This is a genomic window from Saccharothrix coeruleofusca (assembly GCF_017876325.1).
In the GTDB taxonomy this organism is placed as follows: Bacteria; Actinomycetota; Actinomycetes; order Mycobacteriales; family Pseudonocardiaceae; genus Actinosynnema; species Actinosynnema coeruleofuscum.
The window spans coordinates 1,789,679-1,804,533 of record NZ_JAGINV010000001.1 but is presented as its reverse complement, the minus strand read 5'-3'; the positions used below and the strand labels follow the sequence as shown (position 1 = coordinate 1,804,533).

Sequence of the window (14,855 nt, the reverse complement as noted above, 5' to 3'; positions counted from 1 at the left end):
CGCGGGTGCGCACAACTCGTCCGCGTCGGGGCGGACGATCGGGGGAGGTTCCCCGTCCGACGGAGGCGATGGGGCCGGACGGGGAACCGCTTCGGGACGGGCGCGGGGTCGGGCGCACGCGGTGCCGCTGCTGATCAACGCCACCGGCCGCCGACCACGCGCTGGGTCACCGCCCGGCCGAGGCCGGGGCGTCGCTCGTGCTGGTCGACCTCCTCGCGGTCGCCAGCTCGTACGCGCGCTGCGGCACGAACTGCCCCGCGGGCGCGATGCAGCCGTCCGCCTCGCCGGGCAGCTTGACCCACAGGAACGCCTCGATCTGCCCGTCCCCGGTGTTCCTGGTGCTGGGCGTGCCGATCGCCCGGCCGGGCGGGTCGCACCACTCCTCGCCCAACGGGCCGTTGCCGTTGCGGCTGGTGTCCACCACGGCCTTGAGCCTGCCGTTGCCCAGGGCGTTGAGGATGGCCTTGGCGTAGGCCACCTCGTCGGAGGTGGTGCGGTAGTTCGACACGTTGGTGGCGATGCCGTCGCCGCTGTTGGCGACGTCGGCCCCGCGCAACCTGTTGGCCGCCTCCGACGGGCTCAACCACGCGGAGTTGCCGATGTCGAAGTAGACCTTGGCCTGCGACGAACCGGCCTTGAGCTTCCTGCCCGCGTAGGCCATCGACGCCATGGTCTCGCGCTGCTGGTCCGCGCTCTGGCAGTTGCTCATGATGGGCAGCACGTCGGGTTCCAGCACGATGGCCGCCGGGCGGCCCGCCAGGCCCGCCGCGACCTCGTCCACCCAGGCCCGGTAGGCCTGGTGCGAAGGCGCTCCGCCGCCGCTGGCCCCGCCGCAGTCGCGGTTGGGGATGTTGTAGACCACCAGGATCGGGATCTTCCCGGCCGCCGCGGCCGCGCCGACGAACGAGCTGATCTCCGAGCGCACCGCGGAGGTGTTGGTGGTGGTGTACCACCGGGCCTGCGGCACCGAGGCGATCCGGTCCCGGATCACCGGGGTGCGGGAGTCGCCGGGGTTGGCCGCGACCCACCGCGCGCTCGAACTGGAGGGGTCGACGTAGAACTCGGAATCGGCGGCGTGAGCGGTCGTGCCGCCGCCCACCGCCAGTGCCGCGACCCCGACCACGGCCGAGAGGACGGACGTGGCGCGCTTGCCCCGCTTCATCGGATCTCCTTTCCCGGTGCGGGTCGTGCGTGGTGGACGAGCAGGCGCGCTCAGCGCCGCGCCGCTTCCGCGACGGTGCTCGGCGGGGTGCTCTGGAACTGCGAGAAGAACTTCCAGACCTCGCCCTTGGTCCAGGTCCTGGCGCCGTTCTCGCAGTTGCACCCGTCCACCGGGCCGGGGGTGTGACCGCCGTCGAACGCGGCCCACACCACGGGGTACCCGGCCCGACAACCGGTGTACGCGGTGACGATGTGGGTCAGGCTGCCCGAGGTCGGTTCGCGCGGTGTGGTGGCCGCGCAGCCGTTGTTCCGGACGAACCTGTCGCGCAGCGACCGCCCCTGGGAGATGTTGAGCACCGTGTCGCCGATGCCGTGGATGCCGAGGTAGGCGATGGGTTGCGACCCCCCGTTGCAGCCGCTGAGCTGCGCGCCCGCGAACACCGCCACCGCCCGGAAGACGTTCGCCCTGCCGCACGCCAGCGAGTAGCTCATGCCGCCGCCGTAGCTGAAGCCGGTCGCGAAGCGCAGCGTGGTGTCGACGCACAGAGCGGCGTCGATCCGGGTGATCATGTCGTCGACGAACCTGGTGTCCTCGTCGCCGGTGTTGGGCCAGGCGTTGTTGAGCCCTTGGGGCGCCACGAGGATCGCGCTGTTGGCGGACAGCTCCTGCTGACCGTAGTAGGCCCACGAGGCGCCGCTGCTGCCGCCCGTGGCGACCTCGTTCGCCGTGCCGCCCCACCAGTGGAAGGCGAAGATCAGCCGGTAGGGACGGGCGTTGTCGTAGTTGTCGGGGACTTTCAGGACGAAGTTGCGGCTCTTGCCGCCGCTCTGGATCGTGTGCGTGCCGCTGGTCAGGCCGGGGGCCTTGCCGCACCCGGCGGTCGACGCGGCGGCGCCGACGCCGGTGGTCGACGAGGTGGCCGACGCGGTGTCCGCGAGGGCACCGCTCACCGCCGTGCCGGTCGTGGTCGAGACCACGAACGCCGCGGCGGCGACGGCCCCCGCTAAGGACCTGTGCCTCATCATTGGACTCCTTCGGTGGGTCAGCAGGTGGAATTGGTCTGGGTCAGCAGTCCCAGCCGCCAGGGCAGCCGGTTGTACTCGCCGTCCGCACCGGGATCCAGCCCCTGGTAGAGGTAGCGCAGGTTGCAGGGGCTGATCTCCATGGTCTGGTCGACGTTGGTGCGCACCACCTCGCCGTGGCTGATGTCGCGGGTCCAGGCGCCGTCGGGGAAGGTGACGTTGTTGGCGCGGGCGAACGGGTTGTCCTCGGTGTCGGCCAGCGCCGTCCACGGCCCGGTGATCGCCGGGGCGGTCCAGGAGCGGAACCAGCGGCGGCCGTCGGAGCCGATGGCCTCGTGGATCAGCAGGTACTGGCCGCTGCCCCGGATCTTGTAGAGGTTGGCCGCCTCGAACAGCCGGTACCTGTCCGCGTCCTGCATCGCGATGACGGTGTTGGTGAACCCGTTGGGGAACTGCGAGAGGCTGGTCTCCGACCGGTACAGGTGACCGTTGTCGTCACTGGAGAACAGGTAGCACTTGGCGCTGTCGCAGATGTTCCAGAAGTCGACCCAGTAGCCGTCGCCGATGTTGTCCTGGATGATCTTCGGCATGCCGTCCGCGTAGAAGTTCTTCGGCGCGGACCACCCCTGCGGGTTGGCGATGTCGCGGTTGGTCGAGTAGGAGGCGTTCGAACCGGTCTGGTAGATCAGGTACCACAGCCGTTGCGGGGCGAAGTAGAACACCTGCGGCGCGGCCTTGTAGCCGCCGCCGATGGCGGTGCGGTCCAGGTAGTGGTGCGTCGCCGACGACGCCTGCGACCAGTCGGCGAAGCTGGTGTACATCAGGTTGTAGCCGTCGGTGTAGGTCGAGGCGAACACGTGGTAGCGGCCGTTGTGGTAGACGACGCTCGGGTCCTTCACCGCCACGTTCGGGTGTGTCGCGTCGGGTTTCGGGCTGATCAGGATGCCGCTGGAGGACCACCGGAAGCTGCTGGGCAACGAGCCCGCCGCCTGCCGGGGCGCGGTGGTTGTCGTGGTGCTCACCCCTTCGGTGCACGGCGTGCTGTTGGAGTCGCCTTGCCACCGCGCGGGTGCCGCGTGGGCGACCGAGCACTCCACGGCGGCGGAGGCGGGCGTCACCACCGCTGTGAGCGCGGAGACCGCCGCGAGGGGCACGACGACCGCGACGGCGAGCCTGGACCGCCGCGACGGGAGATGCCGTAGCAGAGACATGGTCATCCTTCATCGGTGGATCGGGTGGTCGCGGACCTGTGCGGGCGGCACGACGCGCACCGGACCGGCGCGGTCACGGCGTCACAGGTCGGGTGGGAACCCGCCTCGCCCTCAGCGGGGGCGGGCGCGGTTCGGCGCGGTTGGTGCCGCTGGAGTTCGTCGCATCGGTGTTCCCATCGTCATCGTTGACGGCGGTCGCGGCGGCGGTCCTCGACCGGCGCGGGGCACGGCCCCGGCGGTGCGGTCTTGATCGCCAGTCAATGTAGCCAGTGGCGCTGCGACAGGTCAAAGCTAAAAATGTGAGCGCTAACTTTAGCTGGTTTCGGCTCGAATCGTGTCGAATGCCGTTCGATGAGGTCACATAAGGCCAGCTAGAAGCGATACAGTGCGAAGTTGCTCCGTTCAGCCCATTGAACAGCACCTTTCCTCGGAGTGGTGTTGTGAGCGTGAACAACAGCAGGTGGCGGGCAGGCCACGCGCCGAGGGGGCCAACGCGGAGAAGTCGACTACGACGCGCGCACCGCTTTGACCGACTCCCCACGCCGCAGCGGCATGGGAACGCGGTGGACGACGGGCGCGCCTCTGGGCCGCGACCGCTGCTCGGCGGCGGCGAAGAGCACCTCCACCGCCTTCGCGCCGAGCTCGTGGTGGGGCAGGGCGACGGTGGTGAGCCTGGGCCGCACCCAGGAGGCGATGGGGTGGTCGTCGAAGGACACCACGGAGACGTCGTCCGGCACGGACAGCCCGGCTTCGGCCAGCGCCTGGTAGGCGCCGAAGGCCAAGCGGTCGTTCAAGCAGAGCAGCGCCCTCGGGCGGTAGCGGCGCAAAATCTCCCCGGTGGCGCGGTAGCCGTCCTCGGGCATCCACTTCGGACACCAACGCGCGCTCACCTCCTCGACCCCCGCACCGCCGAACACCTGGCGGATGCCGACCAGGCGCTCGGTCGCGGCGATGCTGTTGGGCGGCACGTCGTCCAGACCGGGGCCCGCGCCGACCAGGTGGATCCCCTCGCGGTGCCCGGCCTCGACGAGGACCTGCGCGGCGGCGCGGCCCGCGCCCACCTCGTCGGGCAGCACCACGGGCAGCGACGAGCACGCCGCGGGCAGGGCGTTGAGCAGCACCGCCGGACCTCGGTCCAGCCCCTCGGGCACGCCGACCACCCTGGTGTACATCGCGGCGAAGACGATGCCCTCGACCTGGCGGTCGCGCATCGCCTCGACCAGCGTCCGCTCCACCTCGGGATCGCCGCCGCTCTCGCCGAAGAACAGCATGGAGTCCCGCTGGTGCGCGGCTTCCAGCGCGCCCCTGATCATGGCGCCCGCCAGCAGCGAGGAGGCGACGGTGTCGGACAGGAACCCGATCGTCCGCGAGCGCCCGGCGCGCAGGCCGACCGAGAGGGTCTTGCGCCGGTACCCCAACTCCTGGGCGGTCGAGCGCACCCGGCGCTCGACCTCTTCGGAGATGCGCAGGTCCCTGCCGCGGCCCGCCAGCACGAGGGAGACCGTCGTGGTGGAGACCCCCGTCGCCTTGGCCACGTCGGCCAGCGTGACACGTCGTCGACCCACCGCGGTCCTCCGTCCTCAATGGACGCCCGCCGGGCAGGCAGCGGGTCGCACCACATCGAAACCACCGGATGCTAACAAGTTCCCGCTGGTGCGCGGGAGAACCAGCTGGTGCCGGACGCGCCGCGGCTACCGGTCGGCGCGATCCGCGGCGGCCAGGTGGTCGCGCAGCCGCGCGTGCCGGAACTGGTAGACCCCGCCCGCCTGCCTGAGCACGCCCCGCTGGTGCGCGTCGGCCAGGAAGGCCATCACGGCCCAGGGCAGGCGCCCGGTCAGCGGGAGCCACAGCCGGGCGAGCAGCCACGGCCCCCATGACGTGACGAACAGCGCCCAGATCAGCATGCCCAGCACGGCCAGGGTCAGGAAGCCCGCGAACCACAACCCACTGGTGAACACCACGTCGAAGGGCACGCCGAACGCGGGCTCGAAGGCGATGCGCATCATCAGCCAGAACACCGCCGCCCCACCCACCCCCGCCACGAGTCCCTGCCGCAGCGCGGTGCGCCGGTCGGTGCGCAGGAACTCGGCCGGACTGGTGATCTCGGTGGGTTCGACCGGGGCGCCCAGGGCGTGGACGAAGGCGACCACGGACCACACGCCGAAGCCGGCGAGCAGACCCGCGGCGAGGCCCACCGGGACGACGTTCCCGCCCCGGCCGAAGACCGACGCCGTGAGCCCGAACAGAACACCGCCGCTGGTCCAGACGGCGAGCCAGGCCGCCGTGTGCTTGCTCCGCAGGCCGCGGGCGAGCTGCCCGGCGATGTGGCGGAGTCGACCGCGCAGCCGCAACCGCAGGCGGGCGGGCGACGGGCGGATGCCGCGGCCCTGCCCGACGATCGCACCCCCGACCGCGCCGCAGACCACGCCCGCCACCAGCGTCGCGATCACCCACGCGCGCTGTCCGGCGGGATCGGGCCAACGCCCCGCCCACACGGCGAAGCCCGTGCCGAGCCAGGTGGCCGCCGTGATCACCAGCCCGGCCGTGACGCCCACGACGACTCGGGGCACCGCCAGCACGAACCGCCACCAGGCGATGTCGTGGGTTCCGCTGCGGTGCAGGTGGTGGGCCAGGAACCGCAGGTGCCCCGCCACCCGCGACGTGCCCGCGCCCGACGCGCGGCCGGAGTACACGGCGGGCAGGAACCCGGCGAGCAGGCGGTCCTCGATCACCTCGCGGGTCGTCCGGGAGTCCCGCCCGTCCAGGGCGAGCAGTTGCGCCGGGTCGGCGTCGGTGTCGCTGAACATCGTCCTGGCCATGGCGACCATGAGCGGCGTCGAGAGCACTTCCGCCAGCGCGCTGCCGGTGCCCGACCGCCGCAGGTGCTCCAGGACCGGGTGCCACTTCGTGCGGGAACCGCTCAGCTTGCGCGTCGTGAGCGGCAGGTAGCGGTCGAGGTCGTCGACCGTCAGCGCCTCCAGCCGCACGACCGCCGCCGCGGTCAGCACGTCCGAGGCCGCGACCGCTTCGCGGAACTCGCGCGGCCTGCTGGTCAGCAGGAACTGCTCCCCTGGGCGCACCTCGGCGTTGATCCTGGTGATCACCTCACCGCGCAGGCCCTCGGTGACCTCGTCCAGGCCGTCGAGGACCGGCAGCACGCGCCGGGTGGCGAGCAACCGCGCGGCGAGGGTGCCGTCCGCGCCGTCGGATCGCGCGAGCACCGGGTAGTTGGTGACGAGCTGCTCGGCGAGCCAGTCGCGCAGGGGCACCAGCGCCGGGTTCCAGGACCCCAGCGGGAAGATCACCGGCACGGGCTCCCCGGTCGCGCGCTCGCGCTCCTCCAGCAGCGTCAGGGCGAACCTGGAGGTCAGGACGGTCTTGCCCGAGCCCGCTTCGCCCAGCACCACCAGCCGTCGCGACGGCACCCGGCGGAACGCGTCGACGACGTGGTCGCCCCGGCCGTCGAGGACCAGGGGCGTGCTGTCGTCGGGGGTGCCGTTGATGTTCTGCCAGTGGTCGGCCACGTCCTCCTCGGCGTTCACCCACCGGAACGGCAGCGGGAACGGGTCGTGCACGTGCCGGATCTGCTCCTCCGACTCCCACTGCCTGCGCACCGCGTCCGCGATGACGTCCGCCACGGCGTCGAGCCGGTCCGCCGAGCCCTCCGGCACCGCGGTGCGCCGCGCCTGGCTGACCGAGAAGTAAGCGGTGTAGAGGGTGACCGGCAGGCTGAGCACGGCGATCACCATGCTGACCACGCTGGCGATCTTATCGCCCCGCTCCAGCCCTCCTTCGGCCAGCAGCAGCACCAGGCTGGTCACCACCGCCGAGCAGAACGCCAAGCCGCTGAGGGCAGCCACCACTCGCCTGGCGGATAACCGCTGCACTCGCCTCAACCCACTCTCCCGGATCAACGCCCCGCAGATCATGGCGCATCGGCGCGCCCTCGTGTGGCGCGCAGCGCCAATCCGCCGACGAGTCGATCACGCGATCGCCCCGGAACCGCTCGCCCGCCCCTGACCGCCCGGACCTACCGGTCAGGTGGGCCGCGGCGCCGCGGCGGGCGCGGGCAGCGGGGCCAGCACGGGGTTGTGGGCCCGCTGGTAGATCACCGAGCTGCGGAAGCTGACGATCTCGCGCCGCTTGCTCAGCCGGTCGACGAGGAAGGCGTGCAGGTGGTCGAGGTCCTGGACGGCCACGTGCAGGAGGAAGTCGTCCCCACCCGCGAGCACGAAGACGGTGAGCACCTCGGGCATCCCGCCGACGGAGTCCTTGAAGGTGTCGATCACCGCTCGGCTGAGGGGACGGACCTGGACCGCGATGAAGGCCTGGACACCGCGGTTGAGGGCGACCAGGTCGATTTCGGCGTGGTAGCCGCGGATGACCCCGCGGCGGGTCAGGGCGCGAACGCGCTCCAGGCAGGTCGACGGGGCGATGCCCAGCTTGCGCGCCAGCTCCCGGTTGGACTGCCGCGCATCCGACTGCAAGTGCTCGATGATCGCCGAATCAAGTTCGTCCATCCGGCCATCTTCCCATGGGTTCCGATCACTTGATCGGAAGTGAAACCGCTCAGCCGTCCGAATGGCTAGTTTTAGAGCTGATCACCGGCTCTTTGGAGGGGGTATCGGTCGCTTCGCCGGCCAAGGTGGTTCTGGCGGTCCGCTCGGGCCCCGACGTGGGCGGGTGTCGAACCCGCACCCCGTTCCGGCGCCCAGCGCCTGCCGCTGCTCGGTTCGGGCACGTGACGCCCCGACCCGCTCCTCCCCCGCGAGTCCACACCCAGGAAGAGGACCTCATGACCGCGCCAGTGCCCGCCCACCGGCCCGCCGCTGCCGCCGCGCGGCCGCTCACCGCCGAGCGCGTCCGCATCGAACGCGGTCGGCGTTCGGGGCAGACCGTCATCGTCAGCGTCGACTCGACCCGGCTCGGACCGGCGCTGGGCGGCTGTCGCGTCAAGACCTACCCGAGCTGGCGCGACGGCTTGGACGACGTGCTGCGGCTCTCGGCCGCCATGACGGAGAAGGCCGCGTTGGCCGGTCTCGACCACGGCGGGGGCAAGACCGTGGTCGCCCTGGACGGGTCGACCTCGGCCGACTGGACCGGTGCCCGGCGGGCGGACCTGCTCGCCGACGTGGCCGAGGTCGTCGAGGGCTTCGGCGGCGACTACATCACCGGCCCCGACATCGGCACCAGCCCGGAGGACATGGCCCTGCTGTGGAGCGGCACCCGGCACGTGCTGTGCCGCCCGGAGAGCGCGGGCGGCAGCGGCGACTCGTCGATCCCGACGGCGCTGGGCGTCACCAGCGCGATCGAGGCCGTGTGCGCTCACCTCTGGGCCGGTCGCGACCTGTCCACGCTGCGGTTCTCGCTCATCGGTCTGGGACACGTCGGCGCGGTCGTCGGCGATTGGCTGGCCGCGCGCGGCGCCGAGCTGACCGTGTCCGACATCGACCCCCGTCACCGGGCACTGGCCGAGCGCTGGCGAGCCACCTGGGTCACGCCGCGAGAGGCGCTGCTGCGGGAGGTCGACGTCGTCGTCCCGTGCGCGGTCGGGGGCATCCTCACCCCGGACAGCGTGGCGCGGCTGCGCTGCCGCGCCGTGGTGGGAGCGGCGAACAACCAGCTCGACCACGCCTCGACGGCGGACCTGCTGCACGAGCGCGGGGTGCTGTGGGCGCCGGACACCATCGTCAGCGCGGGCGGCATCATCGCCTCCGTGGCCAGGGAGCTGCACGGGGCCACCCGCGTCGAGGCGGAGCGGCGCGTCCGCGGCATCGGCGACCGGCTCGCGGGTGTGCTGGCCGATGCGAACACCAGGGGCACCACACCCCTGCGGGCCGCCCGTGATCTGGTCGACCGGCGACTGCGGAACTCGTCCGGGGAACGCCCGGACGGCCCCGCGGTCGGTTGGGCGCAGGCCGCGGCCGCACCGGATCGGCCGTGACGACCAGGAGTCGACCGCGCTCGGTCCGCGGCACGCGGAGCAGTGCCGGATCGCGGCTCACCCGGCCGCGATGAGGGCTTGGGGCGCGGCCTGCTTGATGCGGGTGCGCAGCCAGGTCAGCTGGCGGGCGGTGTCCTGCTCGCGGGAGTTGACGACGTCGAGCAGCTCCCGGTCGCGCAACCCTTGTGCGGCTTGGCCGACGACGGTCCAGGTGATGTCGGTCAGGCTGGCCAGGGTGTAGAGGTCCTGGAGGTCGCGCAGCAAGCCGACAGGACCGCCGCGGGTCGATTCCAGCCCCGCGGCGTGCAGGCGTTCGGGCTCGTCCTCGCGGTGCTCGCCGTAGCGCCGCACGACCGGGGCCAGCGCCTCGGCCTGCTGGTCGGCGAGGTCGGCGAGGACCTGGCAGGTGTGCCGCACGTCGGGTTCCTCGCCGTGGCCGCGACCGACCTCGCGGAAGGCGTCGGCCAGCGTGGTCAGCGAGGTGTGCAGCAGTCCGAGGTAAGTGGCCAGGTGCACGGTTCAGCCCTTCGGCGCGGCGTGCGGCAGCACGTTCGGGGTGCGGTCGGGGACGGGCGGCGGCGCGGGCGGGTCGGTGGGCGCCACGTCCTCGCGCACGTCGTCATCACCACGGGTCGGCACGACGCCCACCGAGTCCTGAGGGGCGGACGCGGTGGTGGTGGGCGCGGGCGCGGGGCCGGTGGCGCCTGCCAGCCTGGTCACCCGCACCGCGCTGATCTTGAACAGGGGTTGTTTGGACACCGGGTCCCACTCGGTCGGCGTCAGCTCGTTGGCCGCGCGCGCGTGCTGGTCGCCCTCGGTGTCCCAGTAACCGTAATGGAACGGCAGGAACACCACCCCGTCGCGGCCGCGCCCGACGCGGGCAGGAGCCTCGACGCGGCCACGGGGTGACTCGACGCGCACCAGATCGCCCTCGGCCACGCCCAGGGCGGCGGCATCGGCGGCGGACAGCTCCACCCACGGTTCGGGCGCGGCGCGGCGCAACTGCCGGGAGCGGCCGGTCTTGGTGCGGGTGTGGAAGTGGTAGACCGTGCGCCCGGTGGTGCACAGCAGCGGGTACTCGTCGTCGGGTTGTTCCGGCGGCGGCGCGTAGTGGGCGGTCTTGAGGAACGCCCGGCCATCCGGGCGTCGCGCCTTGTACTGCTCGGCCGAGGTGGTGCCGCCGGTGAGCAGGTCGTGGCCGTAGTCCTCGCACACCTCGGGGTGGGTGGGGAACACGCCGTCGGTGTAGAGCCGGTCGCACCCGTCGGGGTGCTCTTCGTTGCAGGGCCAAGGGATTCCGCTGCCACCGCGCAGCTTGGCGTAGGACAGCCCGGTGTAGTCGCACAGCCTGCCGCGACTGCACTCCCGCCACGCCTCGAACGCGCCCTCGGGGTCGGACCACTTGATCAGCGGCGCGCCGTCGCGGTCGCGGAAGTCCATGCGGCGGGCGTAGTCCAGGAAGATGTCCAGGTCGGCGCGGGCCTCGCCGGGCGGCTCGACGGCCTTGTCCGACAGGTGCACGGTGCGGTTGACGTTGGTGAACGTGCCCTGCTTCTCACCCCACAGCGCGGCGGGCAGCACCACGTCGGCGTACTCGGCGGTCTCGGTGCGGAACCCGTCCTGCACCACCACGAACAGGTCCTTCTTCGCCAGGATCTCCCGCACGCGCGGCAGCTGCGGCAGCGACACCGCCGGGTTGGTCGCCGAGATCCACAGGAACCTGATCGAGCCCTGCTCGGCGTAGCGCCAGATCTGCATCGCGTGCGTGGGCGGGGCCCAGTGCGGGATGGTCAGCGGGTCGACGTTCCACAGCCGCGCCAGCTCTCGGACGTGCTCGGGGTTGTCCCAGTTGCGGAAGCCGGGCAGGTCGCCGTCCGCGCCGCACTCGCGGGTGTTCTGGGCGGTGGGCTGGCCGTTCATCTGCAGGATGCCGCAACCCCGGCGGCCGATCAGCCCGCGCAGCAGGTGCAGGTTGTTGACCTGGCAGGCCGCCGCGGTGGCCTGGTGGGACTGGTAGAAGCCCTGCAGCACGGTGGACAGCACCCGCTCCCCGGTGCCGAAGATCCGCGCGGCCCGGCGCAGGTCGGCGGGGTCGACGCGGCAGATCCCCGCCACGTGCTCGGGCGTGTACGGCTCGACGGTGGCGGCCAGCTCGTCGAAGCCCAGCGTGTGCGCCTCGACGTAGTCGCGGTCCACCCAGCCGTTGGCGATGACCTCCCGGACCAGGCCGTTCATCAGCGCCTGGTTGGTGCCCGGCAGCGGGGCCAGGTGCACTCCCCCGGACTCCGACGCCGCCTCGGCCACCTTCGTGCGCCGGGGGTCCACCGCGACGACCACCGGCCGGTCCGGCCCCGCCAGGCGGTCCAGCACGCGGGCCCACAGCACGGTCTGGGTCTCGGCCATGTTGTGCCCGAACAGGAACAGCGCGTCGCAGGAGTCGATGTCGGTGTAGCTGCCGGGCTGGCCGTCGGAGCCGAAGCTCTCCTTCATCGCCGCCGCGGCGGTGGCGGTGCACAGCCGGGTGTTGCCGTCCATGTGCGGCGTGCCCAGTCCCGCTTTGCCGATCACCCCGAGGGTGTAGTACTCCTCCAGGAACAGCTGCCCGCTGGTGTAGAAGCCGTGCGACAGCGGCCCCGTCTCCGCCAGCAGCTCGCGGGAGCGCCGCACGACCCGGTCCATCGCGGTGTCCCAGTCGGTCTCCATCAGCCTGCCGCCCTCGCGCACCAGCGGGCGGGTCAGCCGGTCGCGACCGGCCCACTGCCACGAGCCGTACAGGCCCTTGGGGCCCAGCCGTCCGTGGTTGACCACGTCGCCCGCGCGGCCCCGCACGCCGACCATCCGCCCGTTCTTGACCGCGATGTCGCAGCCGCACCCGTTGCTGCACAGCACGCACGCCGACTGCACCCAGCGGTCGACGTCCGACTCCGCCAGCCCGGCGTCCAGGTGCAGGTCCACCCGCACCGGCCACGGGGTGTCCTTCGCGTGCGGGGTGCGGGTGCCCCAGATGTCCGCGATCCGATCCGCCATGCGTCCCTCCGTCGCCCCGGTGTGACCAGCGTGTCGGCTACCCACCGCGACGGCTGTCAACCACGCGGCCGGTGCCGGGGCCTGCGAGGGTGGTGGTGTGACCGGTGGCAGGCGGACCGGTCACGTCCGGCTCGTCCCCGCCTCAGCTGTTGCGGCCGGACAGCGCGTCGCGCAACCGGTCGATCAGGCCCGTGCCGGGGTTGAGCAGCAGGTTGGCCGGTGGCTTGTCCGGGGCCGCCGGGTGCGGCCGGGTCGGGGCGACCTTCTTGGCCGCGATCACCTTGCGCCCCAGCTCCTGCAGGTCCTCGGCCGAGCAGCGGGCCGCGAGCTGGGGCAGCAGGTCGGACTCCTCGTCCTGGATGTGGTGGCGGATCTCGCGCATGAGTTCGCCGAGCAGTTGGTCGAAGCGGGGGTCGGTGGGCTCCAGGCCCTCCAGCTCCTTCATCACCAGCTCGGCTTCGGCGTGCTCCCGCAGCTCGTGGTCGGCCACCTCGTCGCCGTTGGGCAGCACCTTCCGGGCGGCCGGGTACATGAACTGCTCCTCGGCCACCGCGTGGCGCACCAGCTGGGTGATGACGTGGTCGGCCAGGGCACGGCGGTGCTCGGGGGTGCCCTGCCCCCTCTCCAGCTCGTCGAAGACCCGCTCGACCTCCCGGTGGTCGGCGGTGATCACGCGGATCAGGTCGGTGTCGTGCTCACGCGCGGCGGTCACGGGAACCTCCTTGGGAAATCGGGTCACCGCCGTCTACCCCGTGCCGGGCCCGCCAACCAGCCGCCACCCGATCGGACCTGCCGCAGCCGCTCGACGGTGTGAGCGGGCGCCACGGCCGCTTCAGCCGATGACGGCGAGCAGGTCGCGGCAGGCGGTCTCGCACGCCCGGCACGCCTCGGCGCAGATGCGGCAGTGCTCGTGCATGTTCGCGTGCGCGCCGCACTCGTCGCCGCAGGACTTGCACGCCATCGCGCACGCCTCCAGCAGCGCCCGGCTGATGTTGGCGTCGTAACCGGTGTGCCGCGACAGCACCCGCGCGGTCGCCGCGCAGATGTCGGCGCAGTCCATGTTGGTGCGCACGCACTTGGTCAGCTCCGCCACCGAGCTCTCGCTCAGGCACGCGTCCGCGCACGCCGTGCACGCCTCGGCGCACGCGATCAGCGCGTCGATGGCCCCCGCCAGCTTCACCCGGTCCAGGGTGATCTCGGCGGGGTAGGTCTCCAGCATCGGCATCGTGGTGGTGGTCAACGCGGTCACTCCTCGTCTCGGGGCGTGCTACCGCAGCCGGACGGGTCCGGCGTCGATGGGCACGCGGAACAGGTGGTAGGGCTTGCGCCTGCGGTCCTGCCCGCCCTGGTAGTTCGCCTGGCGGTGCAGCTGGTTGGCGGTGACGTACAGGTAGCCCTCGGCCACCGACATCGTGTCCGGCCACAGCAGCCGGGGGTCGTGGGCGACGGTCTCGAACGTGCCGTCGGGCAGCCTGCGCAGCACCGCGTCGTGCTCGTAGTCGGTCAGGTACAGCCGCCCCGCGTCGTCGGTCTCCAACCCGTCGGAGCCCCCGCCCTTGTCGCCTTCGTCGACCACCTGCTCGCCCACCTCGTCGTCGGGCAGCGAGCGGTCCAGCAGCGCCTGGGTGGGCACGCTGTACCAGTGGCGCGAGGCCAGCGGGCAGTAGACCAGCCGGGTGCCGTCGGCGGTGATGGCGATGCCGTCCGCGCCCATCGACACCGGCTTCGGCTCGCCGTCGGCGGGGCGCTCCAGCAACGGGGCGCCCTCCACCACCGGGCGGAAGACCTCCAGGGGCACGGCCTTGGTCGACGGGTGGTCGTGCAGCCGCCGCCACGACTCGCCGCCGGCCAGGTCGACCACGATGATCCCGTTGGGGCCCGAGCCGGCCGAGTCGGTGATGTAGGCGACGCCGGCATCGCCGCGGCGCAGGTCGAAGCGCACGTCGTTGAGGTAGGTCGTCTCCAGCGCCACGTCCGGCGGGAAGGTGATGACCCGCTCGACGGTGTCGGTGCTCAGGTCCACGCACACCAGCTTCGGCCCGCCCGGTCTCGTCGGCCGGAACAGCGGGCTGCCGGTGTCGAGCACCCACAGCCGGTCGGCGGGGTCGACCACGACGCTCTGCACCGACACGAACGCGTTCGCGTCGTCGTCCGAGGAGGGCGAGTTCCACCGCTGGTCGGGGAACGGCACCTCCCGGCCCTCGCGCAGCTCCACCACGGTCGCGGGCACCTCGTCACCCCACCGGGGGAAGTTGACGAAGATCCGGCCGCCGTGCGACACGCTCACCCCGGTCGGCATGGGACCGGTGAACTCGTGCACCACTTCCAACGCCATGCGGAAACCCCGCTTCCTCGGTCGGCTGGTGACGGAACCGCCACGTTCCCGGCGACCGTCGCCGTCCCGCTGGTCCGGTACCCGCGCTCGCACCCCCGAAACGCCGATCCGCGATGTGCCGAGACGTCCTCCCTGCCCGCACAGGCACAGCGGG

General features: G+C 72.2%; 12 protein-coding genes. 1 reads left to right on the top strand and 11 read right to left on the bottom strand.

What is annotated here, in order from left to right; translation table 11 throughout:
- Positions 1-166: 166 nt before the first annotated feature.
- The 6 genes from JOF41_RS08505 to JOF41_RS08480 form a co-directional block, all read right to left on the bottom strand.
- Complete coding sequence (locus JOF41_RS08505; protein WP_244989542.1) at positions 167-1,162, bottom strand: glycoside hydrolase family 6 protein; 996 nt, start codon at positions 1,160-1,162, stop codon at positions 167-169.
- A 50-nt stretch (positions 1,163-1,212) separates the two neighbouring features.
- Positions 1,213-2,184, bottom strand: a complete 972-nt coding sequence (locus tag JOF41_RS08500; protein WP_209617560.1) for a CE1 family esterase — start codon at positions 2,182-2,184, stop codon at positions 1,213-1,215.
- A 20-nt stretch (positions 2,185-2,204) separates the two neighbouring features.
- A complete protein-coding gene (locus JOF41_RS08495) occupies positions 2,205-3,395 on the bottom strand; it encodes a glycoside hydrolase family 62 protein (RefSeq protein WP_209617557.1) in 1,191 nt (396 codons plus the stop codon).
- A gap of 506 nt (positions 3,396-3,901) precedes the next feature.
- Positions 3,902-4,960 carry a LacI family DNA-binding transcriptional regulator gene (locus JOF41_RS08490; RefSeq protein ID WP_209617554.1) on the bottom strand — a complete coding sequence of 353 codons (1,059 nt, stop codon included), beginning with the start codon at positions 4,958-4,960 and terminating at the stop codon, positions 3,902-3,904.
- A 126-nt stretch (positions 4,961-5,086) separates the two neighbouring features.
- Positions 5,087-7,255: an NACHT domain-containing protein gene (locus tag JOF41_RS08485; protein ID WP_209617551.1), complete on the bottom strand. Its 2,169-nt coding sequence runs from the start codon at positions 7,253-7,255 to the stop codon at positions 5,087-5,089.
- Positions 7,256-7,432: 177 nt separating this feature from the next.
- Positions 7,433-7,915, bottom strand: coding sequence for an Lrp/AsnC family transcriptional regulator (locus tag JOF41_RS08480; RefSeq protein WP_189227783.1), 483 nt, complete (start codon positions 7,913-7,915; stop codon positions 7,433-7,435).
- Between the two features lie 275 nt (positions 7,916-8,190).
- Between JOF41_RS08480 and JOF41_RS08475 the strand changes: the two genes are divergently transcribed.
- The gene (locus JOF41_RS08475) at positions 8,191-9,339 is read left to right on the top strand and encodes a Glu/Leu/Phe/Val dehydrogenase family protein (protein ID WP_209617548.1); all 1,149 of its coding nucleotides are present in this window, start codon (positions 8,191-8,193) and stop codon (positions 9,337-9,339) included.
- Positions 9,340-9,396: 57 nt separating this feature from the next.
- On the opposite strand, the gene JOF41_RS08470 is transcribed toward JOF41_RS08475, so the two are convergent.
- The 5 genes from JOF41_RS08470 to JOF41_RS08450 all read right to left on the bottom strand — a co-directional run bounded on the left by JOF41_RS08470 (position 9,397) and on the right by JOF41_RS08450 (position 14,701).
- Positions 9,397-9,855, bottom strand: coding sequence for a hypothetical protein (locus JOF41_RS08470; RefSeq protein WP_189227785.1), 459 nt, complete (start codon positions 9,853-9,855; stop codon positions 9,397-9,399).
- A gap of 3 nt (positions 9,856-9,858) precedes the next feature.
- Positions 9,859-12,366, bottom strand: a complete 2,508-nt coding sequence (locus tag JOF41_RS08465) for a molybdopterin oxidoreductase family protein (RefSeq protein WP_209617545.1) — start codon at positions 12,364-12,366, stop codon at positions 9,859-9,861.
- Positions 12,367-12,508: 142 nt separating this feature from the next.
- Positions 12,509-13,078, bottom strand: a complete 570-nt coding sequence (locus JOF41_RS08460) for a hemerythrin domain-containing protein (RefSeq protein ID WP_209617542.1) — start codon at positions 13,076-13,078, stop codon at positions 12,509-12,511.
- 120 nt (positions 13,079-13,198) lie between these two features.
- Entirely contained in the window at positions 13,199-13,606 is a 408-nt protein-coding gene (locus JOF41_RS08455) for a four-helix bundle copper-binding protein (protein WP_229796439.1), read from the bottom strand.
- A gap of 27 nt (positions 13,607-13,633) precedes the next feature.
- Positions 13,634-14,701, bottom strand: a complete 1,068-nt coding sequence (locus tag JOF41_RS08450; protein WP_209617539.1) for an L-dopachrome tautomerase-related protein — start codon at positions 14,699-14,701, stop codon at positions 13,634-13,636.
- Positions 14,702-14,855: the final 154 nt, after the last annotated feature.